The organism is Indolivaga capnocytophagoides DSM 22835 (assembly GCF_000426485.1).
Taxonomy (GTDB): Bacteria; Bacteroidota; Bacteroidia; order Bacteroidales; family Dysgonomonadaceae; genus Dysgonomonas_A; species Dysgonomonas_A capnocytophagoides.
The window spans coordinates 261378-286861 of sequence record NZ_AUFL01000005.1 but is presented as its reverse complement, the minus strand read 5'-3'; the positions used below and the strand labels follow the sequence as shown (position 1 = coordinate 286861).

Genomic DNA, 25484 nt, shown 5'->3' with positions numbered 1-25484 from the left:
GATATTTTCAGTATCTTTGCACTTCTCATTTTACAGAATAAAGAAATTTATAAAATAATATGTCAGTAAATAAACCCTTAATATTAGTAACTAATGATGACGGCTATCAAGCCAAAGGTATTAACTCTCTGGTAGAATCGCTCATAGGATTAGGCGAAATTGTTGTTGTTGCACCCGATGGACCTCGTTCGGGGATGTCGAGCGCAATCACATCTATACACCCGATCAGATGCCATCTGCTAAAAAAGGATGAACAGAAGGACGTTACGGTATATGCCTGTTCGGGTACTCCCGTGGATTGCGTAAAGCTGGGCATCAGCGAAATTATTGGTCGTAAGCCCGATTTATTGGTTTCGGGTATTAATCATGGTTCGAATGCTTCGGTATGTGTGTTGTATTCGGGAACGATGGGGGCGGCTATAGAAGGGGCCTTATTTAAGGTTCCGTCTATCGGATTCTCGCTGCTCGATCATGATTATAATGCCGATTTTAGTCATACTTATTCTATAACGAGGGCTTTGAGTCAGAAGATATTAAAAACAGGTTTGCCTTCCGGCGTTTGTCTGAATGTGAATATTCCTAATGCCAAAGATGAACTGAAAGGAGTGAAAGTCTGCCGTCAGGCTGCCGGACAATGGGTCGAAGAATTTAAGCGTTCCGAGGACGGAGCTAACAAACAGGTGTTTTGGCTGACAGGACGTTTTGATAATGACGAACCAAATGATGAGGCAACAGACGAATGGGCTTTAGCAAATGGATATACGTCTATTGTTCCTATTAAAGTGGATATGACGGATCACGACAGTTTATCTCAAATGCTATCACTGGAAGAGTTAGTCTAAACATATTCGATATATGAAATATTTTTTAGTTGCAGGAGAGGCTTCGGGCGATTTGCACGCATCTAATCTGATGTCAGCTCTAAAGTCTAAAGATCCTCATGCCGATTTCAGATTTTTTGGAGGTGATCTTATGCTTGCGCAAGGAGGTATAATGCTTAAGCATTACCGCGAATTGGCATTTATGGGATTTATACCTGTATTGCTCAATCTGGGTACAATCCTCCGCAACATGAAAATTTGTCAGGAAGCCATCATTGAATATCAGCCTGATGTGGTAATTCTGATCGATTACCCCGGATTTAATCTTAAAATAGCCAAGTTTGTAAAAACTAAGACTTCCATTCCTGTTCACTATTATATTTCCCCTAAAGTTTGGGCATGGAAAGAATACAGAGTAAAATCGTTCAAAAAATATGTGGATGAAATGCTTTGCATTCTCCCTTTCGAAGTCGATTTTTTTAAAAAGCATAATTATAAGGTCGATTATGTGGGTAATCCCACAGTAGATGCAGTGGCTCATTATCGAAATTCATCAATAGATGATACACCGGAGTTGTTTGTCGAAAGTAACTCTTTAGAATCTAAACCTATAATAGCATTGTTGGCAGGAAGTCGTAAGCAAGAGATTAAAGATAATCTTCCGGCAATGCTCGAAGTTGTATCCGCTTTTCCGGCTTATCAACCTGTAATTGCGGGGGCTCCCGGTATTGATGCCGGATATTACAAAGAATACATCGGTACTCATGACTGTAAAATTGTTTTCGGACAAACTTACCGATTGCTTACTTATGCCGAAGTGGCTTTGGTGACTTCCGGTACTGCCACATTAGAAACAGCTCTGTTAAGAACACCTCAGGTTGTGTGCTACAAAACACCGGTTCCAAAGCTTGTTTACTGGTTTTTTAAAAATATATTGCATACACCGTATATCTCACTTGTAAACCTGATTGCAGGAGAAGAAGTGGTAAAAGAGCTTTTTGCGAAGTTTTTTACTCAAAAGAATATTCAGAACGAAGTCGATTTACTGCTTAATGATTTGGAATACAGAAGTAATATGCTGGAAAATTATGATCGGATAATTTCCATTCTCGGAGCTCCCGGAGCATCGGAAAAAGCAGCCCGAATAATAATTGAAAAGCTTGATAAAACGATATTATGATATATATGAAAAAAATAACATTCATCCTCAGCTTTGTCTTAATTTGTTGTTCCATTGGAGCACAGCAGTACCATCATCCGGTACGTCCGGTCAAAAATGTGATAGTAATGATACCCGACGGTACATCTATCGGAGTTGTATCGGCTGCCCGTTGGTATCAGATATACAATAAACTGGGTGGTCAAAATTTGAGCATAGACCCATATATCTGTGGTACGGTTAAGACTTTTTCGTCTAATGCACCTATTGGAGACTCTGCTCCTACAACCTCGGCTTATATGACGGGTATGCCCCAGCAAACGGGTAACGTGTCTATATATCCCGTTGCCGATCCAAAGAATGATCTGGTATATGTAGATCCGTCAAAGGCTTATCAACCTCTCACAACCATTTTGGAAGCAGCAAAGGTAGAACAGCAAAAGTCAGTAGGATTAGTTGTTACTGTCGAATTTCCGCATGCTACACCTGCCGATTGTTCTGCTCATTATCATAAGCGTGGAGAATATAAATACATTGCATCACAGATGGCGTATCAAAATCTGGATGTCATGTTCGGAGGGGGGAACTCAATTCTTACCGATGATATTAAGGAGCATTTTACAAAGACCAATACTAGCCTTATTCAGAATGATATTAATACATTCCGTAATTTTAAAGGGAATAATAAAGTGTGGGCTTTATTTCAGGACAGAGAGCTGCCTTATGATATAGACAGGGATAGTACTCAGATACCTTCATTGAAAGAAATGACCGAAAAAGCCATAGCTCAATTATCCAAAAATGACAAAGGCTTTTTTCTTATGGTTGAAGGCAGTAAAGTCGATTGGGTCGCACACGGCAATGATGCTGTAGGCTGCATAACAGAATATCTGGCTTTTGACAAGGCTGTTGCTGCCGCCATTGATTTTGCCAAGAAAGACGGGGAAACAGCGGTAATTATTTTGCCCGATCACGGGAATAGTGGTTTTACTATCGGGCGTAGAGATCTGAAAAGTTATGATAAAGCTACTATCGATCAGCTTTTTGCTAATGTTTCGAAATACAAGCGTACAGGTGAGGGCTTGGAGAAAATATTGATCAATGAAAAGCCTGAAAAGATAAAAGAAGTATTCAAAAAATATACCGATATAGACCTTACCGATGAAGAATTGGCCGAATTGCAGAGTTCGAAAAATTATAAAGAGGCCGATTACATGAAAAAAGCTGTGAGTAAGAATATGGGGCATACTATTGTGGATATAATGAACAGCCGTACTTACTTTGGTTTTACAACCGGAGGACATACCGGAGAAGAGGTTTTTCTGGCAGCTTATCATCCTCAAGGAGATATGCCTTATGGAATGAATACAAATACTCAGATAAATAATTACTTGTTTGATGTATTAGGATTACAAACTTCTTTACCGGATCTGACAACGAAGTTATTTGCCAAGCATAACGAAGTTTTTGCCGGAAAGCAATATTCGATTGATAAGACTACGGATTTTCCTGTGTTGACAGTCAAACAAGGGAAGAATACATTAATCGTTCCTGCATTCAAATCTGTAGCGTATCTCAATGGAAAAGAGTTTGATCTGGGTTCCGTAACTGTATATATAGATAAGAATGATACATTTTATCTTCCGGCAAGTTTAGCGGATAAGTTAAAATAATATTATAAATATAAGCAACGTTTATAAAGTGATATGCATCTAGTATGTATATCACTTTTTTATTAAAATTAAACAACACACATACTATGAAAAGAATAATCTTAACATTGCTTTTATCTTCTATTGTATTGACAGGATTTTATGTACAAGCCCAAAAAGGTTGGACTCTTGGAGCAAAAGCCGGACTTAATATATCTTCTGCCGGAGGAGATTTTTCTGATGCTAATTCCCGATTAGGATATAATGCGGGTATTATTGCCGATTATAATTTCAGTGAAAGTATATTCTTTCGTACAGGTCTTGATTTTACTGCTAAAGGAACAGAGGTAGAAGTAAAATATGGTGATACTGGATATCAAAAATGGAATTATCGGCTCAATTATATGCAGCTGCCTTTAAGTTTTGGCTATAAAATGGATGTATCTCATAATATTAAGTTGTCCATTAATGCCGGAGGGTATTTTGCTTATGGCGTATATGCTAGAAAATGTTATAAGTCTAATCTAATCTTTTGTTACGATGGTTCAGGAGATGCAGCTGTCGTGAATGATAACGAAAAAGGATTTGATAATATTGGCATGCATGCTTTTGATGCAGGTCTACTAGGTGGGGTTGGTATCGAATATAAACAATACATGTTATTAATCGGTTATGAACTGGGATTATATAACACAATGTCAGGGAAATATGATGGAGGAGATCCTTCGTGGAAAAATCGTAACTGGTCATTTTCTTTAGGATATAGATTCTGAAAAGTCAGTCAAGTATATTATTAGTAATAGCAAGTTTTTAGTGATATATTTTTAGTTTATAACAGACTTTGGCTGTTTACTTACCAAAGCAACGTTTAGAGCATCAAGTTTACCTGAACTTTGCCGAACCGTGATAAACGACTGATGTAATTGAATAAATAGGTCTGAGACCTTAAAGTATTAAATAGTGTGCAAAAAAATGACTACCTTTGCACGCTATTTCTATATTATAAACTTAAACTGAATCACAATATGATTACAGCAGACCAACTCAAAGAAGTGTTGGAGCGCGAGTCAGCGCTGAGGGGGTATCTTTGACATTGATGCAAAGATAATTCAACTCGAAGAAGAGGAGATAAGAACACAAGATCCGGATTTCTGGACAGATAATAAAGCGGCCGAAGCTCAAATGAAAATAATCAGAGAGCTAAAAGGTTGGGTTAATGGATATAACGAAGTAAAAGCCGGAGTAGAAGAACTGCAGCTGGCTTATGACTTTCTTAAAGAAGGAATTACTTCGGAAGAGGAAATCGATGAGGCGTACAATAAAGCGATTGCTTTGCTCGAAAATCTGGAGCTGAAGAATATGCTTCGCCGTGAAGAAGATAAACTCGGAGCTGTTTTGAAAGTAAACAGTGGAGCCGGAGGAACCGAAGGACAGGATTGGGCTTCAATGCTCGTGCGTATGTATCAACGTTGGTGCGAATCCAGAGGATATAAAGTCACCATTACGAATTGGCAGGATGGAGACGAAGCCGGAATTAAGACAGCAACTATGCAGGTCGAAGGAGACTTTGCTTACGGTTATCTTAAATCCGAGAACGGGGTTCACCGTTTGGTACGTGTTTCTCCATATAATGCACAGGGTAAACGTATGACTTCTTTTGCATCTGTGTTTGTTGTGCCTTTGGTAGACGATACAATAGAGATAGAAGTAAACATGGGAGACATTACCTGGGATACTTTCCGTTCGAGTGGAGCGGGAGGACAGAATGTCAATAAGGTTGAAACCGGAGTTCGTCTTCACTACAAGTATAAAGATGAAGAAACCGGAGAAGAAAAGGAAATTGTGATTGAAAATACCGAAAGCCGTTCTCAATTCGGAAATAAGGATAATGCGATCCGATTGCTGAAATCTCAATTGTATGAGCTTGAGTTGGAAAGACGTAGCCGCATGCAATCGGAGGTTGAGGCTGGTAAGAAAAAAATAGAATGGGGATCGCAAATCCGCAGTTATGTTTTTGACGACCGAAGAGTTAAAGACCACCGTACCAATTACCAGACTTCAAATGTAAACGCCGTGATGGACGGAGATATCGATGAGTTTATCAAGGCTTATCTGATGGAATTTGGGGGAGAGGCTTAATAGATTAATAAATAAATATGTAAGGATGTATCAGAAATGATACATCCTTTTTTTTATCTCCACCTTAGATTTAAATAGATTATGTATCCATTCATCGAATCATGCTGCATCAAGATCATTGAAATCATATAACCTGACCGATCAGAATCTCCATTTCATCGATTTTAGAAGACGAAAGAATGCCTGACAGCCTTTATCCATAAAGGGATTCTGTTATTTTTGTCTGTGTCCAAAAATAAATAAAGGTATGAAAAAAGTATTAAGCCTTCTTGTTCTGTTTTTAATTCTTTCGTATTCATTATCAGCTCAGTTGAGCGTAAAGTTAGGAGCAAAAGGTGGATATAGCCTTTCCAATGTCTCTACGCCGAAGGGAGCGACTAATTTCGACAGCTATACCGGCTATCATGCAGGGCCTATTGCTGAAATAGGGAAAGTAAACAGTCAGTTTTCGTTGGTTGTCGGTGCGATTTTTGCAAAACGGGGACTTGAGAATACTTCGGTTAAGGTTAGTAACTCTTATGTGGATATTCCTGTTAATCTGAAATATAGCTATTCTTTTTCCAACTTCTGGGGAGCTTATGCTTTGGCAGGACCGTATGCCAGTTTTCGATTATCCGGAGACGATTATATTAAAGGAAGCGGACTTCCAGATAAGTGGTATACGAAGAATGTAACCGGCGGACTGAGTTTCGGAGCAGGTTTTAGCTTTTTCAAAATGATTCATTTGGGCGCAGAGTACCAATACGGACTATTCAAAGATTATAGCTCATCGAAGTACAATGCTAAGAACAGATCATTATTGTTTTCTGTTGGTTTCACATATTGAAGACAAGTTAACCGATAACCTCAAAACGGGCAAACTTTAGCAGAAGTTGCTTTGTGCCTGCATTCTCGAATTCAACAGTAGCTTTGCGGCTCGAAGCATCTCCATCCAAAGCAACCACTTTTCCAATACCAAAGCGTTCGTGTTTGATTATAGCTCCGGTTTGCACACCGTATACATCGCTGCTGGCCGGTGTTTTGGGTTGAGCTGTCTTTGCATTTACAAAGTTCGGACGATTAGAATATGCTGATTGAATTGGAGTTTCCTTTTTCTCAAAAATAGGAGACTCTCTTCTTTTGACTTCCTGTAGTTCTTCTTTTTCCTCTCTGTTTTTTCTGACGTTATCCCAGAATCCACCTTGCGAATATTGAGTTTGTATGCCATCCAGAACTCCGGCATTGGCTTTAATGTATTCACTGTCTATGTCTTTCAAAAATCGGCTGGGGTGGCATGGATTTGTCTGTCCGTTTCTGAAACGGCTTTTGGCATAGGTCAACATGCAAAACTGTTCGGCTCGGGTGATGGCCACATAAAACAACCGCCGTTCTTCTTCTAAACCTCTAGGTTCGGATTTAGTCATAGATGACGGAAATAAATCTTCTTCTAGCCCTACGATAAAGACATTCTTAAATTCCAGACCTTTAGATGCGTGAATAGTCATCATTGTAACTTTCTCCTGATCTTCTTCCTTGTCGGTATCCTGATCGCTTAAAAGTGAGACTTCCGATAAAAAATCGATAAGCCCTATACGGGTTTCACCTTCTTCGATACGGGTTTCGCAAAACTCATGTATTCCACCTAACAATTCCTGAAGGTTTTCCTGCCTGCTCATTCCTTCGGGTGTCTGATCCTGATAAGCTTCTCTGGCAATGCCACTTTCTTTTACTATCTTGGTGGCTATGTCATATGCGCTGGCTACAGGTAACTCGTGAATAAATCCGAAAAGCAGCTGCTGAAAATCGCCTAATTTTTTTGCTGTACCAGAGTTTACATTCAAATTGTATTTCAGAGGGTCTTGGATTACTTCCCAAAGACTCACATTGTGCAGTTGAGCGGTATCTGTAATCTTACCCACCGTAGTTGCTCCTATTCCGCGTGTAGGATAATTGATGATTCGTTTGAATGCTTCTTCGTCTTTCGGATTTACCACCATACGGAAATAGGCAATCACGTCTTTAATCTCCTTCCGCTGATAGAAAGATAATCCTCCATAAATGCGGTACGGAATATTCTTTTTACGTAATGATTCTTCAAAGACACGAGATTGGGCATTTGTTCTGTACAAAATGACAAAATCACTGTAAGAAGCATTTTCTATCCGTCGGATATCCTGTATCTTATTGGCAACTATAATCCCTTCTTCGAAGTCTGAAAAAGCACTCGAAACTTCGATTTTCTCACCAACCGCATTTTTTGAAAATACATTCTTTTGTATCTGTCCCTTGTTTTGTTTGATGAGGCTGTTTGCTGCATTTACAATATTCTGGGTCGAACGGTAGTTTTGTTCCAGCTTGAAGATACGGGCTTCGGGATAATTGCTCTTGAAATTAAGGATATTGTCGATATTTGCTCCACGGAATGAGTAGATACTTTGGGCATCATCTCCTACTACACAAACACGATGATGAGAATCGGCCAGTTGTTTTACAACCAAATACTGGGCGAAATTGGTATCCTGATACTCATCTACCAATATATACTGAAACCTGTTCTGGTAAGCAGCCAGTACATCGGGATGATCCCTGAATAAACGGTTGGTATGATACAATAAATCATCGAAGTCCATAGTGTTAGCCGCAGACAAACGAGTACTGTATATTTTATAGATATCCTTAACCTGAGGAACTTTAGCCTTCATGTCGTATTCGAGCATTTCACGGCTTTGAGCATAAGCTATGGGTGATACAAGTGCGTTTTTAGCATTCGATATCATAGACTGGATACGTGCCGGCTTATATACTTTATCGTCAAGCTGAAGCTCTTTGATGATTGTCTTGATCAGGTTCCTCGAATCAGCCGAGTCGAATATCGTAAAATTGGATGTAAAGCCGAGCTTTTCCGCTTCGGTTCTTAATATGCGAGAAAATATGGAGTGGAATGTTCCCATCCACAAACGCCGGGCAATATTTTCGCCCATAAGCTGACCTACACGGGCTTTCATCTCACGAGCCGCCTTGTTGGTGAAGGTCAAAGCCAGAATATTCTGAGGCGGAAGATCCAGTTTTAGCAGGTAAGCGATCTTATAAGTCAGCACACGGGTCTTTCCGGAACCGGCTCCGGCTATAACCAGTGAGGGACCGTCGTTGTACTCGACAGCATTGCGTTGGGATGTATTTAGTTGTTCCAATAATTCTTCCATGATTGTATTTTAAGGTCTCAGACCTTTTGTTACTTAGAAGAACAAAGATAAACAATGAAATACACCCGTTGCAACAATTTAATATAATTTACTAACAAGCTTTTTTGCTCTAGGGTATTATTCAGCCTTGATACTGCCTATTCCATTTTTGTACAGTTCGGTTTGCTTCGGATTACCTTTATAGCGGATATTGCCGATTCCGCCTACCGATGCTTTTAGCTTTTGATAAGCTGAAACCTTTGCACTACCAACACCTGATATATTACAGTCTACATTTTTGGCATTTAGGTCAGAAGCCTGAATATTGCCTTTCCCGCTGATGTTAAAAACAGCTTTTTGAGCCTCCCCTCCTAAATTTACATCGCCAACTCCCGAAAAGTTTACTGTAATCTTATTGTAATGAAGATTGTCTGCTGTAATATTACTTACACCAGCAAGTTGAAAAACTAGAGTTTCGGAATTTACTTTGCCTTTCAACTCTATATTACTTACACCCGATACCCATATTTCAGATAGAGATGTTGAATTGGTGTATACTGTGCAATGTTTGGTGTTTACATTTTCGATCGATCTGATAATCAGTGTTTCATCTTTCACCTCTAGCAGATAATAAGGGATGAGATTTTCATCGGTTTCGAGCCTGATGTATGGCCTTACTCCTTCTTTTTGTTCGTATACAATATTGGTAAAGTTCTGTATGTCGATCTTCGAATAATTTCCGATTGTATATTCTTTTTGTACGATATTACTGTTCCCTTTGACTGTTTTAGTTGAAGAGGTTGAATACGAGTTTGCAAAAGAGGGCGAGACTCCTACATTACAGGATGTTATCGCGAAAATACAGATAAACAATAATAGAATGTTTTTCATTTCTCTTCTTTTTATTTCTTGCTGATTGAACCCGAGCCACGTACCGATTTATTTAATTGACGGGGAGAGCCTGCGTATGTGATATCTCCACTGCCTCTGACTTCGGCGTTAAGTTGTCCGCTTGCATTTACCGATAAATCTCCCGACCCTTTTATCAGGCAATCGGCATTTTTCGATGATAGCGAAATGGTGTTCAGGTCTCCACTTCCAGTAATTGTAGCCGAAAGGTAATCGGTTTGTCCTTTCAGTGTGATATCACCTGATCCTTGAATCCATGTTGTCAGATGTTTTGTGTTCAGGTTATTTGCAGATACATCACCTGATCCTTTTACATACACTTCAAATTTATCGGCTTGTATCTTTCCTTGTAAATACAAGTCTCCGGATCCTTTTATGCCGGCTTTAACCAATGATGTAGAGTTGGTATATATTCTGAAGCGCGTAGGACTCATATTCGTATTGGGTTTTGTTCCTAGATTCAAAATGCCATTCTGTACCTGCACTTTTACATACTGCATAAGGTTTTCGTCAATCTCCACACGCAAATAAGGCTTTTGGTTTGGCTTTTGTTCATAATATACATCTGCCGACCCCAAGGCTTCTATTACAGAATAATTACTGATGGAGATTTCTTTTGTTTTGATATTGCGGTTACCACGTTCTCCAAATCCAAAAGCATAACATGTAGTTACGGATAATACTGCGAGTAAAATTACACCTAAAGCTTTCATATTCTATTCTATTTAAATTCTGTTTATATAATACGACTGATTATATGCTTAATTAGTTACACTGTTTGTCGAAAAAAATGAAGTTGTCTGTTTTATATCTTTATTTATTCAGAAAACATTAACTCTTTATTTCTGCTTTCTCTTTCTTATGCTAAAATTATGCCATTAATATTAATTGGCTTATATATAGGTTGTTGATTTGTTGTAGGGCGCTCTTGTCTGTAAAATTTATTTACAGCTATTTGTAAAGATATTTACAATATGGAACTTTAGTATTTATTGGTGAAATACTCTGTGTGTTCTATCATAATAGAGTTAAAAAATGTAATTGTATGTCTTTCGATTAGGCAAAAGTGTCATGTATGTTACTTTTTGTATAACTTTACATTAATTAAACAAAAAAACAAGTATAAATTAATAATTGACCTCAGAGTTATAGAAGGTCGTTGTACTTGGTAATTTAATAAAAAGGTCTGAGACCTTAATGGTATTGTATGAAGAAGATATTTATTGCATCAGTAGCCTTGTTGATGACTTTCTCTGCATGGGCTCAAACAGATAGCACAGGCTATCAATTCTCAGTGGTAAAACAAAACCCAATTACGTCAATCAAAAATCAGGGTAGCAGCGGAACTTGCTGGAGTTTTTCGGGAGTAGGTTTTCTCGAATCTGAATTGCTTAAAATGGGTAAAGGCGAACAGGATTTATCCGAAATGTATATTGTCCGCCGTAATTATGAAGATAAAGCTCAGAAGTATCTCCGTTTGGACGGTCATTTGAATTTTGCGCAGGGAGGCTCTTTTGCTGATGTGATTGAAACAATAAACGAATACGGAGTTGTTCCGAATGAAGCAATGCCTGGACTGAATTATGGTGAAACCGGTCATAAGCATGGTGAACTAGCTGATGGGCTTACCGGATATCTTGAAGGGATTCATAAAAACGGAAATAAAAGATATTCGACTGCATGGTTTACCGGCTTCAAAGGGATTCTGGACGCTTATCTGGGTGAAAAGCCTCAGTCATTTACATATAAAGGTAAAACTTATACTCCTCAGAGCTGGGCAAAAGAGCTAGGCTTGGATAGTAATAATTATGTTTCTATTTCATCATTTACTCATCATCCGTTTTATGCGCCATTTGCAGTTGAAGTTCCTGATAACTGGCGTTGGGCATTGTCATACAATGTTCCGATGGATGCTATGATTAAAATAATGGATAACGCGATAGAAAAAGGGTACACCATCGCTTGGGCATCAGATGTAAGTGAAACAGGTTTTACTCGCAATGGTCTTGGAGTGTATCCAGATGATAATGCACCTGAAAATATAGGATCGGATCAGGCTCATTGGCTTGGACTTTCTGCATCTCAGAAAGTAACAGAATTGAGAAAGAAAATAGAAGCCGGCCCGGTAAAAGAAATTGCAGTTACTCAGGAAATGCGTCAGGCAGGTTTTGATAATCAGGAAACGACAGATGATCATGGTATGCAGATTTTCGGTATTGCGAAAGACCAGAACGGAACCAAATATTACATGGTGAAAAATTCGTGGGGAGAAACCGGAAAATACAAAGGTATCTGGTATGTATCGGAAACTTTTGTTAAGTATAAAACTATCAGCTTTGTAGTAAATAAACAGGCATTGCCAAAAGATATTACAGACAAATTGAAGCTATAAGCCGATAATATCTGGTTATACATAAGATCGGAATGTGCGTTTGGCATATTTCGATCTTATTGTATATATATCTACGTTTTTTTTATCTACTTTTGTAAGCATTTTTAACTGAGGACTCAGATCTTTTTCTTGGATTTTTTCAGATATAATAACGATAAGCAGCTTATTGATTGATGATTGATAATTTCTGAAGGTTTGGTATCCGGATGTTTATATTGAGTGGTTGTGAATTTTTTATGATATATTTGAGGTTACAACTACTTGCTGTAATTATCAAGGAGAATCGGAAAAAGGTAAGAAATCCTTGACTACTTAAGAATAAACAATAGATAAAAATATTTGCTAAAAATAATAAAATAGGTCTGCGACCTTAATTTCTTTCACATATGAGTTCTAAAGTCAGAGTACGTTTTGCACCTAGTCCAACCGGACCTCTTCACATCGGAGGTGTAAGAACAGCATTGTATAACTATCTTTTTGCAAAACAACACGGAGGTGATTTTATCCTTCGTATCGAGGATACCGATTCTCAGCGGTTTGTTCCCGGAGCAGAAGATTATATCATAGAGGCATTAACCTGGTTAGGTCTGAAATTTGATGAGGGTACACATATCGGTGGAGAATACGGACCTTACCGCCAATCTGACCGAAAGGAAATCTATAAAAAATATGTCGATCAATTATTAGAAAAAGGTGCGGCATATATAGCATTCGATACTCCCGAAGAGCTTGAACAGAAAAGACAGGAGATAGAAAATTTTCAATACGATGCTTCTACCCGCGGACAGATGAGAAATTCTCTTACTCTGCCGAAAGAAGAGGTGCAGTCGCTTATTGATAACTCAACAAACTATGTTGTTCGTTTTAAAATAGAACCGAATGAAGATGTTGTGGTTAATGACCTGATAAGGGGCAAAGTAACGATCAACTCATCGGAACTTGATGATAAGGTTTTGTATAAATCTGCCGATAATCTGCCGACATATCATCTTGCTAATATTGTAGATGACCATTTGATGGAGATAACACATGTAATACGCGGTGAAGAGTGGTTGCCATCGGCTCCGTTGCATGTTTTATTATACAGAGCTTTCGGTTGGGCAGATACCATGCCGCAATTTGCTCACCTATCTTTATTATTGAAGCCCGATGGAAAAGGCAAATTAAGTAAACGGGATGGCGACCGTCTCGGATTTCCGGTATTTCCATTGGAGTGGAAAGATCCTAAATCGGAAGATATTTCTTCAGGATACAGAGAAAGCGGTTATTTGCCCGAAGCTGTTATTAACTTTCTTGCTTTATTAGGATGGAATCCGGGAAATGATCAAGAGTTAATGTCTATGGATGAACTGATCCACACATTCAGTATTGAAAAATGCAGCCGCAGCGGTGCAAAATTCGATTTCGAAAAAGGAAAATGGTTTAATCATCAGTATATTCAATCTGCATCAAACGAAGAAATAGCTCGTATTTTCGAAAAACAACTGGTCAAAGAAGGTATCCACTCCGAACCTGCCTTTGTTGAAAATGTAGTGGGTTTGGTCAAAGAGCGTGTGAGTCTGCTTCCCGAGTTGTGGGGGCAATCGTCTTTTTTCTTTGTTGCACCTGTCTCATACGATGAAAAAACAGTAAAAAAACGCTGGAAAGAAGAAACTCCCGCACAGTTGACCGAATTGATCGGGGTTTTATCTGATATATCCGATTTCTCATCTGAAAATCAAGAAGCCATTGTGAAAAAATGGATAGAAGATAAAGAATATCATTTGGGAAATATAATGAATGCCTTCCGTCTGGCTGTAGTAGGAGAGTCTAAAGGGCCTCATATGTTCGATATAACAGCAGCTATCGGAAAAGATGAAACTCTGAAACGTCTGGAAACAGCTATTTCTAAAATTGAATACAAAGCATAAGCATGTATAATTTTATTATTGGTCTTTACGCCCTTATCGTAAACCTTATTTCGCCGTTCCATCGTAAAGCCCGCCTGATGGTAAAAGGGCATCGGGAAGTATATTCCAAATTGAAGGAAAAGATAGACCCCGATGCTAAATATATATGGCTGCATGCAGCCTCATTAGGCGAGTTTGAACAAGGGCGGCCGATCCTTGAAAAGATAAAGGCTCAGCATCCTTCTTATAAAATTCTGCTAACATTCTTCTCTCCTTCGGGATATGAAGTTCGTAAAAATTACGATTTAGCAGATATTGTCTGCTATTTGCCTTTCGATCGGAAACGGAATGTTAAACGGTTTTTAAATCTGGCAAATCCTGCAATAGCGATATTTATCAAATACGAATTCTGGTACAACTATATCAATCAGTTACATAAAAGGAATATCCCGACCTATATGGTGTCGGCTATCTTCCGTCCCAATCAGATATTTTTCAGATGGTACGGAAAAGCTTATTGTAAGATGCTTTCGTTCTATGAATGTATCTGTGTGCAGGATGATAACTCCAAATCGTTATTGGAGGGTATCGGAGTCAAGAATGTGGAAGTTTGCGGAGATACCCGTTTCGACCGTGTATTGGATATCAAATCGCAGGCTAAATATTTGCCGGTAGGAGAAGCTTTCTCAAAAGATAAAGACGGAAATAAACAGTTAACATTGGTTGCCGGTAGTTCATGGCCGAAAGATGAAGATGTATTTGTTGAATATTTTAATAATAATCCGAATCTCAAGCTGATTATAGCACCGCATGAAATTCATGATGCTCATTTAAGTTATATAGAAAGTATACTTAAGCGTCCTTCTATTCGTTATACAAAAGCTACCCCTGAAAATGTATCACAGTTCGACTGTCTTATTATAGATACATTCGGATTATTATCTTCGCTTTACAGATATGGCGAGATAGCTTATGTAGGAGGGGGGTTCGGTGTAGGTATCCATAATGTGTTGGAAGCCGCAGTGTATAATATTCCTGTGATTTTCGGACCTAACTTTAAGAAATTCAGAGAAGCAAATCAATTACTCGAAACAGGAGGAGGATATTCCATCCATGATTATGATACTTTCCTGAGCTTGATGGATGAATTTATTGAATATCCCAAGGTGCTTGAAGCAGCCGGAACTCATGCCGGAGAATATGTAACAGGCAATGCCGGAGTCGTCGATAAAGTAATGAAGATTATAAAATTCTGAACGGTTTTTAGACGCAGAACCTTACTTTAAGTTTTTATAATAACTAAGTCAATAAAAAGGCCTGCCCCCCCGCACACCCTTTTAACGGGTGTGTAATTGTTTAAAGAAGTCCCAAATTACGATACCCGTTGTTACTGCTACATTAAGAGAATGTTTTGTGCCGAATTGAGGTATTTCTATACATCCGTTGCAGATGTCGATTACAGGCTGCTGCACACCTTTTACTTCGTTGCCCATAACAATCGCGTATTTTTGAGAAGTATTTAACTCTAAATTGTCGAGCATTGTACTGTTATGTACTTGTTCAATGGCAAAAACATGATAACCTTCCTCTTGTAGTGACTTTACAGCATCAATAGTTTCTGCGAAATATTTCCATGTTACAGAATGTTCAGCTCCCAATGCAGTCTTATGTATCTCTGCGTTTGGTGGAGTTGCACTTATTCCGCACAGATAGATAGCTTCAACCAGAAAAGCGTCTGAGGTACGAAATACCGATCCTATATTGTTCAGACTCCGTATATTGTCAAGAATGACAATCAGAGGGATTTTTTTTGTCGTTTTGAATTCTTCCTGAGATATACGGTTCAGTTCTGTTATCTTGAGTTTCTTCATTTTCTTTAAGGTCTCAGACCTAATTTTCCGTGACTTAATCTATAATCAATACACTGGCATAATCCATGTCGGCTCCCATCGGCGGATTGTTTTTGGATAGCTTTAGTTCGATACTTTCAATAGCGGGATACGTTTTGCGTAAAGCCGAAATAATCCTACCTGCAACATGTTCCAGTAATTTAGACGGGATAGCCATTTCTTTTTTTACTATTTCAAAAACATCGGCATAGCTTATTGTATCTTCCAGGCTGTCTGACCGGACGGCATCCATAACATTGATTTTTATTTTCAGATTGATCAGATAACGGTTTCCCACGATTCGTTCTTGCTCTCCAACCCCGTGATAAGCATACAACCTGACGTTTTCCAGTAATATGTAAGTTTCCATTTTAATAGTAGAATTGAGGTGCAAAGCTAAGTTTTTTTTTTACATTTGTTATCTTCAAGCAGCGGTAAGTAGTTTCATCCTTGTTCGGAGGTTGGAATATTTAACCTTTGATTGTGCTTGGTAAGTCAGTAAAAAGGTCTGAGACCGAAAATAACTTCATTTAGAAAAATTGATATATGTTGAATCGTAAGGAAGTCGTGCCTACCCCCAGTGGCATGCATAATGTACTCTCTGCCGGAACAGTTCTAACAGGAAACCTTGTAACACAGGATGATATCCGTATCGACGGTGTTATAGAGGGAAATATCATAAGTAAAGGAAAAATCATTATCGGTAATAACGGGCATGTGTCCGGCGATGTCGAATGTACCAATCTGGACTTACTGGGTAAAGTCTCGGGAAATGTGATCTGTGAAGATACTATAATTTTAAGAGCTACGGCAAACCTGATCGGAGATATAACTACGCAGGTGATAGAGATAGAGCCGGGAGCAAGATTTTCCGGATCATGTAAAATGAAGAGCTGACCAATACTTCAGGGCAGTCATAATGATAGAGAAAAAAGGTTAGAGACCTTAAAAACTGTTTTCAGTCATGGGAAATATTATAAATCATAGATTATCGTCTTTAAGACGTTTTTTAGAAGAAAAAGACCTTCATGCGTTTATAATACCAAGTACCGATCCTCACCTGAGTGAGTATCCTGCTTCGCATTGGGCTTCGAGAGAATGGATCAGCGGTTTTACCGGTTCTGCCGGAACGGTTGTTGTAACCCGAGACAAAGCCGGACTTTGGACAGATTCACGTTATTTTCTGCAAGCGGCGCAACAACTCAATGGTTCGGATATCGAGCTGTTCAGAGAAGGATTGCCGACTACACCAACTATCGAAGAATGGTTGCTGTCTGAATTATCAGATGGAAATAATGTCGGTATTGATGGCAATGTCTATGCGGCACAAGATGCTTATCAGTTAACAGCCCGTTTAAACACCAAAGGTTTACACCTGATTTCAGACTATGATCCGTTTGACTCAATCTGGAACGACAGACCTCATATACCCTCCAACATAATATTCGAATTGCCTGTGAAATATTCGGGCATAACTGCTTCTGAGAAGATAAAGGCGGTAAGGAAAGTTTTGAAAGACAGTAATGCCGATTCGATACTTATATCATCACTCGATACGGTTGCGTGGTTGTTCAATATTCGTGGCAATGATGTCCATTGTAATCCTGTAGCCGTATGTCATGCTTATGTATCAATAAATGAAGCTGTCATCTTTATCAATCCGAAGAAGCTGACCGAAGAAATCGTTCGTTATTTCCATGAAGAAGGTATTTCTATAGCCGATTATACAAAAGTTTCGGATTATATACAGAATATAAAAGAGGGAACAAAAGTTTGTCTTCAGGGTACGAAAGTGTCTTTCAGCCTTTACAATAAGATTCCTGATTCATGCAGGATTACAGATATTCCGTCTCCTGTGGATTTGATGAAGAGTATAAAAAATGAAACCGAAATACAAGGGTTTCATAATGCAATGGAGCGGGACGGTGCAGCATTGGTACGTTTCTTTATGTGGCTTGAAAAGGCTGTCGGTACAGAAGATATAGAAGAACTTACCATTGTAGAAAAGCTGGTAGAGTATCGTAGTGAGCAGGATCTTTTTGTCGGTGAAAGTTTCGATACTATCGCCGGATATCAGGCAAACGGAGCTATCGTGCATTACCATGTGACACCTGAGAGTTCGCAAAAGATAAAACCCGAGGGATTCTTATTGATTGATTCGGGAGCACAGTTTTTTGACGGTACTACAGATATTACCCGTACCGTGGCATTGGGTGAAATCAGCGAGCAGATGAAAAAAGACTATACAATGGTACTGAAAGGTCATATCAGTTTGGCAACCTGTATATTTCCTCAGGGAACAAGAGGAAGCCAATTGGATATTCTTGCCCGTAAGGCTCTTTGGGATAACGGCTTGAATTATTTGCATGGTACAGGACATGGTATAGGTCATTTTCTGAATGTTCATGAAGGACCTCAAAGTATACGTATGAATGAAAATTCGACTACTTTGCAGCCCGGTATGGTTACTTCCAATGAACCGGGTCTGTATAGAGCTAATAAGTATGGCATCCGCATAGAGAATCTGATTGTGACCAAAGAAAAATGTGTAACTGAATTCGGTGCATTTTATTCTTTTGAAACATTAACTCTTTGTCCGATAGACACGACTCCTATCGTGAAAGGAATGTTGACTGCGGATGAAATTAGCTGGTTCAATAATTACCATCAGTATGTATACGACCGATTGTCTCCAAATCTGACAGAGGATGAAAAGAATTGGTTAAAAGAAAAAACAAAAGCAATATAAGGTTTGAAACCTGTAAACAATTATAAAGTATGGCTTTAATAAAAGAAGTAAGAGGATTTACTCCCGAAATAGGAAAAAATGCATTTTTAGCGGATAATGCTACAATTATAGGTGATGTGATAATGGGTGACGATTGCAGCGTATGGTTTAATGTTGTGTTGCGTGGCGATGTAAACTCTATTCGTATCGGAAACCGAGTGAATATTCAGGATGGATCAGTATTGCATACGTTATACCAAAAATCGACTGTAGAGATCGGAGATGATGTTTCGATAGGACATAATGTAGTGATACACGGGGCTAAAATCGAAAATGGAGCATTGATAGGTATGGGGGCGATTGTGCTTGATCATGCGGTAATCGGTGAAGGTGCCATCGTTGCGGCTGGTTCGGTTATTCTGAGCGGAACTATTGTGGAACCGGGAAGCATTTATGCCGGAGTACCTGCTAAATTTGTGAAAAAGGTAGACTCGGAACAAGCTAAAGAAATGAATCAGAAAATTGCAAAAAATTATCTGATGTATTCGGGTTGGTTTAAGGATGAAGAATAGAACGGTTAAATAAATATATGCGTTATAATTTGCGGGTAGGTGAAGTCATTTACCCGTTTTTTTATTCGTATGGGTGCAGATTCATTTTTAGAATTTTTTATCTATAAGGTAAGAATGAGCAAATACGCCAATGTGAAAATGAGATAATAAGGGATAAAGTGACAATGACAAAATGTGCAAAAGGCATGTTACCTTTGTAACCTTTTAGGGTAAAAAACTAGTTTATTACTGATCTTGAATATCGGCTATGATACAATTTATTAGAAAATGGTTTGATAAATATAAGACAGCTAAACTTAAATATCGCATTGCAATACCTGTAATTCTGATATTATTGGTTTGGTATATCTTTTGTCTGCCTTCTCCATTGTTTGATGTGCCATACAGTACGGTTGTTTCTGACCGAAATGGTGAATTGTTGGGGGCGCGTATTGCCGATGATCAGCAATGGCGTTTTCCTACGGTAGATTCCGTTCCTGATAAATACAAAACCTGTTTGGTTGAATTTGAAGATCAGTATTTCGGATATCACTGGGGGATTAATCCTGTGTCAATATTCAGAGCTGTTAAACAAAACCTGAGTCAAAAGAGGATTGTAAGCGGAGCCAGTACCATCACGATGCAGACAATAAGGCTTTCCCGAAAAGAGAACCGGACATTCGGCGAAAAGTTCATCGAAATGATAATGGCCACCCGTTTGGAGTTTTCTTATTCTAAAGACGAGATTATTAACTTATATGCTTCTCATGCTCCGATGGGAGGGAATGTGGTTGGTATAGAGGCTGCTTCGTGGCGCTATTTCGGGCATCAATCTTCCACATTGTCATGGGCTGAGGCTGCGACATTAGCTGTATTGCCTAACTCTCCGGCAATGATGCACTTCGGGCGGAACAGAGCCAAATTGTTAACTAAAAGGAATAACCTGCTCAAAAAGCTTCACGATAAGAATATTCTGGATAAAACCGATTACGAGCTCGCTGTGTCGGAGCCTTTACCTTTTGAACCGTATGCTTTACCGGTAGTGGCTCCTCATTTGGTTACCAAAATATATATGGAGCAAGGAGGGCGGCAAGTGCGCACTACAATTGACAAACAGCAGCAATTGCTTATCGAAAATATCCTGGCTCGCTGGAATGCCGAATTTGCCCAGAATGAGATTAAAAATATAGCAGCAGTGGTTGTTAATGTCGAAAAAAACGAAGTGGTTGCATATTGCGGCAATGTACATTTCGATAAGAGTATATCTGCCAATCAGGTTGATATATTGCAGGCTCCCCGCAGTACAGGAAGTATACTCAAGCCTTTTTTGTATTGTGCGATGCTGGATAACGGGCAATTACTGCCGAATCAGTTGTTGGCGGATATTCCGATCAATATAAACGGATTTACCCCTAAAAACTTTAGTTTGAACTATGATGGAGCGGTACCCGCATCCGAGGCTTTGGCGCGTTCGTTGAATATTCCTTTTGTGATATCTCTGCGTAAATATGGAGTTCCTAAATTCTATAATTTGTTGAAAGATGCAGGTATGTCAACCTTATCCCGGTCCCCCGATAATTACGGATTATCTCTTATTCTGGGAGGAGCCGAAGGTAAACTTTGGGATATTGTATCGATGTATACGCACATGGCGCAGGCATTGAATGACTACAATAGCGATAGACGATATTGGAAACGCAGAGCAGTATCATATGTATATGACCAAGATAATAACAAGCCGGAAGAGCGCATTACCCGTCCTATGTTCGGGGCAGGGGCTATCTGGCTGACCTTTGATGCTTTGACAAATCTCAACCGTCCCGAAGAAATTGATTGGCGGTCGATTCCTTCTATTCAGAAAATAGCATGGAAAACGGGCACGAGTTTTGGCTTTCGTGACGGCTGGGCAGTAGGAGTGAATCCTAAATATGCAGTAGGTGTATGGGTCGGAAATTCCGATGGAGAAGGACGTCCGGGCTTGACAGGGGCACGAACTGCAGGGATGGTGATGTTTGATATATTCAATGCCCTGCCTGCATCCCGATGGTTTCCTGCTCCTACAACGGATATGGTCAGAACAGAAGTTTGCAAAGAGAGCGGATTGCTTGCCGGAGTTAATTGCCCCGAATCATCGATCGATACTATTTGGACGACAAAGAAAGGTGCAGAGGCTGCTGTTTGTTCTTATCACATAAGAGTAAATGTTTCGGAAGATCATCAGTATCGGGTCTATGAAGATTGTGCGGGAGAAAGGGGAATTGTGCAGACGTCGTGGTTTGTATTGCCTGCTTCGTGGGAATGGTTCTATAAAGAGCATCATCCGTCTTACAGATCATTACCACCTTTTTCTCCGGAATGTCAGTCTGCCGACAATACTAAGGTGATGGAATTTATATATCCTACAGCCAATGCTGTGGTAAGTATTCCCAAGCAGCTTGACGGCCGTAATGGGCATATTATATTTGAACTGGCTCACCGTGACCCTAGATCGAAAGTCTTTTGGCATCTGGATGAAACTTATGTTGGCGAAACGCAGAACTTTCATAAACAGGAACTGGCTCCTTCTGCCGGAAATCACCGACTGACAGTTGTTGATGAAAATGGAAATTCTCTGTCGATCAATTTTTCTGTTAAATGAAAAGGAGCAACTTCTTACTAAAAAGAAGCCGCTCCTCAGTCAAAACACAATTACTATTTAGCTAGAAAAAAGTATGAGTGATTTACCTTACCTTATATTTGCATAGGTACTTCCATGAGTAAAATACGGGCATTGTCGGATAATGATTTGATCTCAAGTTTATCTACATCGGATATTCCTAATCCGTCTCTACGGTTAAGGTCTATTCCCGATACATTGAATGAACCTTCTATTACCATAACAAAGACGCCGTTTTTGTCTGATTTTAATGTATATGACTCGCCTTTATTGTTGTCGAACTCTCCGATCGAGAACCATGCATCCTGATGTATCCATAAAGCATGCTCGCTTGCGGTAGGAGTCACTATCTCGTGGAGTTTGTTCTTCTTATTCCAGAAATCCAGCGTTTTCTGCTCGTATCGAGGTTGTACATTCTTTTTGTTTGGGAATACCCATATCTGGAATAAGTTCAGAGTCTGTTCGTTTTCTCCGTTATACTCGCTGTGTTTGATTCCCGATCCTGCACTCATAACCTGTACATCACCGGTCTTTATAACTCCGCCATGACCAAGACTATCCTGATGGTGTAGGTTGCCTTCGAGAGGTATGGTTATAATTTCCATATTGTCGTGTCCATGAGTGCCGAATCCTTTACCTCCTTCGATGATATCATCATTCAGTACTCTAAGTGCTCCGAAATGAATCCGGTTGGGATCGTAATAGTTTGCAAAACTGAAAGTATGCCGGGCATCGAGCCATCCGTGTCGCTCATGTCCTCTTGTTTCTGATCTATATAAAGTTGTTTTCATAAAATAACCTCCTGTTGTTTATGTATTATTGTCCAATTATGATTGATGTCATTGATAGCGATCCTGCGACAATTTTATCATTGAATACAGTTATCTGATCGTCCTTGTCTTGTAATGCTAAAGTGTACAATAGGGGAATGTAATGTTCCAATGATGGTATTGCCAAATTAACGGCACTATCTAACGACTTGTAATTTGTCAGCGAGTTAATATCCCGATCATAAATCCGGGACTTAAATTTTTCGTTTAGTTCTATTGCCCAATCGTATCCGTATTCAATATTGAAGTCTCCGTTTTTAGGCGTTACCATACGCAGGTTATGTATCATATTACCGCTCCCGACTATTAGCACCCCCTTTCTGCGCAGGAAGTTCAGTTCTTTAGCCAATTCAACATGATAGCTCAACGGCTTGGTATAATCGATACTTAACTGCAATACGGGTATTTCTGCTTTAGGATAGAAGTGTTTAAGCACACTCCAGCTTCCATGATCCAGGCCCCACTCATAATCTGTTTCGATTGAAAACGGTAAGCTGTTATTGGCTAAATCGCTGGCAAGTTCCGGTAAACCTTTAGCCGGATATTGTTGAGCGAATAGTTCTCGGGGAAATCCGTAGAAGTCATGTATTGTCTTCGGGCTTTGCATGGCAGTGATATATGTACCTCGTGTTTCCCAGTGAGCCGATACACAGAGTATAGCTTGCGGATAAGGGATCGAAGCTCCCAGTTCATGCCATTTGTAAGAGAACTCATTGTCTTCGATAGCATTCATTGGTGTACCATGTCCAACAAAGATAACAGGCATCAATGGGGTATCTTCGAGGTACAATAATTGCTTATGTAAATCTTTCAGGTTCATATAAACCTCCTTTCTTTGATATAAAAACGGCTTTGACTATTTGTATTGCCAAAGCCGTCAGACACTCTATTCAACCTTCTTACTCTTAGTCCTAACCTTATTTTGTGGCTTTAGCAACAATAGTTATTTGTAATTCGATATTATCGTTTACTATATTATCCTTCAATTCAGCAAATAAACTCTTTGATCCGTATTTTACGTTCCATTGGGTACGATCAATAGTGAACGGAACAGTTACTGCTTTGTATACATCTCCTTCTTTAGTAATCTTAGCACCGAATGTAATGTTCTTATCTACATCTTTCATTTTCAGATTTCCGCTTATTGTATGGGTAATCGAATCATTTCCGGCAACAGCTTCTACTTTAGTTATAGCAAAACTGCTTTCAGGATATGTGGCTACATCGAAAAAGTCGGCACTCTTAAGGTGGTTTACAAGCATATCATTCATTTTTGCATCTGTAAGATCTTCATCTTTGATAGCGTTCATGTCTATAACGAATGCTCCTGAAGCAACATTTTCTCCATTAATAGCCAGACTACCTTCTTTAATACCGATAGTTCCGTGATGGTCTCCTCCGGGTTTTGAACCTACCCATTTAATGGATGAAGCCTGAGTATCAACTATTAGTTTTTCACCTTCTCCTGTTGCTACAGCTTGAGAATCTGTTCCTTCTATTTTATTCTTAGGATTGTTGCCGCAAGAAACAGCAAATAATAAAACTGATAATGCAAATAAATAAGTTTTCATAATTGTCTATGTTTTAATTTTCTTGATACAAAGGTAAGGTGCTGAAATCTATTATCAAAATAGATGTTTTTATAGAAATCTATTCAAAAATTTATAGATTTGCACTCTGTGCTAATATTTCAGGCTTTATTGTGGCTTTTCGGAGTTTGATTGTGTCTATTAATTCTGCCTGAAAAATGCAACATAAATATTTACAGTTACTTAATATAAGCTTATGGTCAATCTGGAATGGTATCGGACGTTTAAAGCAATATATCAGCATGGTACATTAACAAAAGCATCAGCCGAATTAATGATTTCTCAACCGAATGCAAGTGTACAACTTTCTTCTTTAGAGAGTTATATTGGTCATGCTCTTTTTATCCGGCTTCCACGGAAAATGGTTCCGACCGAATACGGAAAACTCTTATATACACAGATCGTAGAGTCTATCGATAATCTGGAGCGTGTAGAGGTTGAATTCAAAAAATCAAGTATCCGTAAAGAACCGACTATCAGATTGGGAGTACCCTCAGAAGTGTTTTATTCTTATCTGTCGAAAAATATGCATCTTGTAAAATCACATCTTATAGTAGAGTATGGTTTAGCTACAGACCTGATAGCGAAGCTAAGAAGCGGAGAATTGGATATTGCATTTATAACAAAACAGGATAAGACCCAAGATAATCTCACATATGAATATTTATATTCAGAATCTTTTATGATTGTTTGTAATCCTGCATTCGATACAACAGAAATTGATCTGTATATTGCCGAAAATGACCTTGCTAAAGCTGAAAGATGGTTGAGGAAACAAATCTGGTATGCTTATGATACTAACCTCCCTTTAGTGAGACGATTTTGGAGGAGTAATTTTTTGAAACGCCCCATTCTGAAGTTGAGTGCTGCTATACCTGACAATATCTCCATTTTACGCGCAGTTGCTACAAGTGGAGGTTTTGCCGTATCTTCCGATCTGATAGGTGGAGAGGCTCTGAAGAATAAACAGGTTAAAGTAGTCTGGAAAGGAATTGTCCCCACTACAAACAGCCTTTATCTAGGATATAATCAGGAAAAGCTAGAGCCCCATCTTGTTAATGAGGTTCGAGGTTTTATAAAACAAAGTATGGAAGAGTATCTTGATATTATGTAAAAGCT

Annotated in this window: 22 protein-coding genes; 14 read left to right on the top strand and 8 right to left on the bottom strand. The window is 39.0% G+C overall.

What is annotated here, in order from left to right; all coding sequences use genetic code 11:
* The first annotated feature begins 59 nt into the window (after positions 1-59).
* The 6 genes from surE to K322_RS20095 all read left to right on the top strand — a co-directional run bounded on the left by surE (position 60) and on the right by K322_RS20095 (position 6597).
* Positions 60-842, top strand: coding sequence for a 5'/3'-nucleotidase SurE (surE, locus tag K322_RS0102890; RefSeq protein ID WP_026625525.1), 783 nt, complete (start codon positions 60-62; stop codon positions 840-842).
* Positions 843-855: 13 nt separating this feature from the next.
* Positions 856-2001 carry a lipid-A-disaccharide synthase gene (lpxB, locus tag K322_RS0102885; protein WP_026625524.1) on the top strand — a complete coding sequence of 382 codons (1146 nt, stop codon included), beginning with the start codon at positions 856-858 and terminating at the stop codon, positions 1999-2001.
* Positions 2002-2006: 5 nt separating this feature from the next.
* Positions 2007-3653: an alkaline phosphatase gene (locus K322_RS0102880; protein ID WP_026625523.1), complete on the top strand. Its 1647-nt coding sequence runs from the start codon at positions 2007-2009 to the stop codon at positions 3651-3653.
* 86 nt (positions 3654-3739) lie between these two features.
* Positions 3740-4405 carry a porin family protein gene (locus K322_RS0102875; protein WP_026625522.1) on the top strand — a complete coding sequence of 222 codons (666 nt, stop codon included), beginning with the start codon at positions 3740-3742 and terminating at the stop codon, positions 4403-4405.
* Between the two features lie 252 nt (positions 4406-4657).
* Positions 4658-5771, top strand: a protein-coding gene (gene prfB, locus K322_RS0102870) for a peptide chain release factor 2 (RefSeq protein WP_134437195.1) whose coding sequence is annotated in 2 segments (ribosomal slippage) — positions 4658-4720 and positions 4722-5771 — 1113 coding nt in all. Because the reading frame shifts where the segments join, the coding sequence is not laid out codon by codon here.
* Positions 5772-6018: 247 nt separating this feature from the next.
* Positions 6019-6597: a porin family protein gene (locus tag K322_RS20095; protein ID WP_026625520.1), complete on the top strand. Its 579-nt coding sequence runs from the start codon at positions 6019-6021 to the stop codon at positions 6595-6597.
* Between the two features lie 7 nt (positions 6598-6604).
* Here the strand turns inward: K322_RS20095 and K322_RS0102860 are convergent, their stop codons facing one another.
* The 3 genes from K322_RS0102860 to K322_RS0102850 all read right to left on the bottom strand — a co-directional run bounded on the left by K322_RS0102860 (position 6605) and on the right by K322_RS0102850 (position 10554).
* A complete protein-coding gene (locus K322_RS0102860; protein WP_026625519.1) occupies positions 6605-8953 on the bottom strand; it encodes an ATP-dependent helicase in 2349 nt (782 codons plus the stop codon).
* Between the two features lie 117 nt (positions 8954-9070).
* Positions 9071-9823: a head GIN domain-containing protein gene (locus tag K322_RS0102855; RefSeq protein WP_026625518.1), complete on the bottom strand. Its 753-nt coding sequence runs from the start codon at positions 9821-9823 to the stop codon at positions 9071-9073.
* A gap of 11 nt (positions 9824-9834) precedes the next feature.
* Complete coding sequence (locus tag K322_RS0102850; protein ID WP_026625517.1) at positions 9835-10554, bottom strand: head GIN domain-containing protein; 720 nt, start codon at positions 10552-10554, stop codon at positions 9835-9837.
* Positions 10555-11048: 494 nt separating this feature from the next.
* Here K322_RS0102850 and K322_RS0102845 point away from each other — a divergent pair, with 494 nt between their 5' ends.
* The 3 genes from K322_RS0102845 to K322_RS0102835 all read left to right on the top strand — a co-directional run bounded on the left by K322_RS0102845 (position 11049) and on the right by K322_RS0102835 (position 15378).
* On the top strand, positions 11049-12233 hold the full coding sequence (locus tag K322_RS0102845) for a C1 family peptidase (protein ID WP_026625516.1): 1185 nt from the start codon (positions 11049-11051) through the stop codon (positions 12231-12233).
* A gap of 386 nt (positions 12234-12619) precedes the next feature.
* Positions 12620-14143, top strand: a complete 1524-nt coding sequence (gene gltX, locus K322_RS0102840) for a glutamate--tRNA ligase (RefSeq protein ID WP_026625515.1) — start codon at positions 12620-12622, stop codon at positions 14141-14143.
* Between the two features lie 2 nt (positions 14144-14145).
* A complete protein-coding gene (locus tag K322_RS0102835) occupies positions 14146-15378 on the top strand; it encodes a 3-deoxy-D-manno-octulosonic acid transferase (RefSeq protein ID WP_026625514.1) in 1233 nt (410 codons plus the stop codon).
* An 81-nt stretch (positions 15379-15459) separates the two neighbouring features.
* Here the strand turns inward: K322_RS0102835 and K322_RS0102830 are convergent, their stop codons facing one another.
* Together K322_RS0102830 and folB are read right to left on the bottom strand one after the other, a co-directional pair.
* Positions 15460-15993 carry an RNA methyltransferase gene (locus tag K322_RS0102830; protein WP_026625513.1) on the bottom strand — a complete coding sequence of 178 codons (534 nt, stop codon included), beginning with the start codon at positions 15991-15993 and terminating at the stop codon, positions 15460-15462.
* A gap of 34 nt (positions 15994-16027) precedes the next feature.
* Positions 16028-16381, bottom strand: coding sequence for a dihydroneopterin aldolase (folB, locus tag K322_RS0102825; protein WP_035331152.1), 354 nt, complete (start codon positions 16379-16381; stop codon positions 16028-16030).
* A 176-nt stretch (positions 16382-16557) separates the two neighbouring features.
* Between folB and K322_RS0102820 the strand changes: the two genes are divergently transcribed.
* From K322_RS0102820 to pbpC, 4 genes are all read left to right on the top strand, one after another.
* On the top strand, positions 16558-16908 hold the full coding sequence (locus tag K322_RS0102820) for a bactofilin family protein (RefSeq protein WP_026625511.1): 351 nt from the start codon (positions 16558-16560) through the stop codon (positions 16906-16908).
* Between the two features lie 67 nt (positions 16909-16975).
* Positions 16976-18760: an aminopeptidase P family protein gene (locus tag K322_RS0102815; RefSeq protein ID WP_026625510.1), complete on the top strand. Its 1785-nt coding sequence runs from the start codon at positions 16976-16978 to the stop codon at positions 18758-18760.
* Positions 18761-18789: 29 nt separating this feature from the next.
* Positions 18790-19311: a gamma carbonic anhydrase family protein gene (locus tag K322_RS0102810; RefSeq protein ID WP_026625509.1), complete on the top strand. Its 522-nt coding sequence runs from the start codon at positions 18790-18792 to the stop codon at positions 19309-19311.
* A gap of 247 nt (positions 19312-19558) precedes the next feature.
* Complete coding sequence (pbpC, locus tag K322_RS0102805; RefSeq protein WP_026625508.1) at positions 19559-21928, top strand: penicillin-binding protein 1C; 2370 nt, start codon at positions 19559-19561, stop codon at positions 21926-21928.
* A gap of 92 nt (positions 21929-22020) precedes the next feature.
* Here the strand turns inward: pbpC and K322_RS0102800 are convergent, their stop codons facing one another.
* The 3 genes from K322_RS0102800 to K322_RS0102790 form a co-directional block, all read right to left on the bottom strand.
* The gene (locus tag K322_RS0102800) at positions 22021-22737 is read right to left on the bottom strand and encodes a pirin family protein (protein WP_026625507.1); all 717 of its coding nucleotides are present in this window, start codon (positions 22735-22737) and stop codon (positions 22021-22023) included.
* A gap of 25 nt (positions 22738-22762) precedes the next feature.
* Entirely contained in the window at positions 22763-23596 is an 834-nt protein-coding gene (gene ygiD, locus K322_RS0102795) for a 4,5-DOPA-extradiol-dioxygenase (protein ID WP_026625506.1), read from the bottom strand.
* A 97-nt stretch (positions 23597-23693) separates the two neighbouring features.
* A complete protein-coding gene (locus tag K322_RS0102790; protein ID WP_026625505.1) occupies positions 23694-24347 on the bottom strand; it encodes a YceI family protein in 654 nt (217 codons plus the stop codon).
* 214 nt (positions 24348-24561) lie between these two features.
* Between K322_RS0102790 and K322_RS0102785 the strand changes: the two genes are divergently transcribed.
* Positions 24562-25479, top strand: a complete 918-nt coding sequence (locus K322_RS0102785; protein WP_026625504.1) for a LysR family transcriptional regulator — start codon at positions 24562-24564, stop codon at positions 25477-25479.
* Positions 25480-25484: the final 5 nt, after the last annotated feature.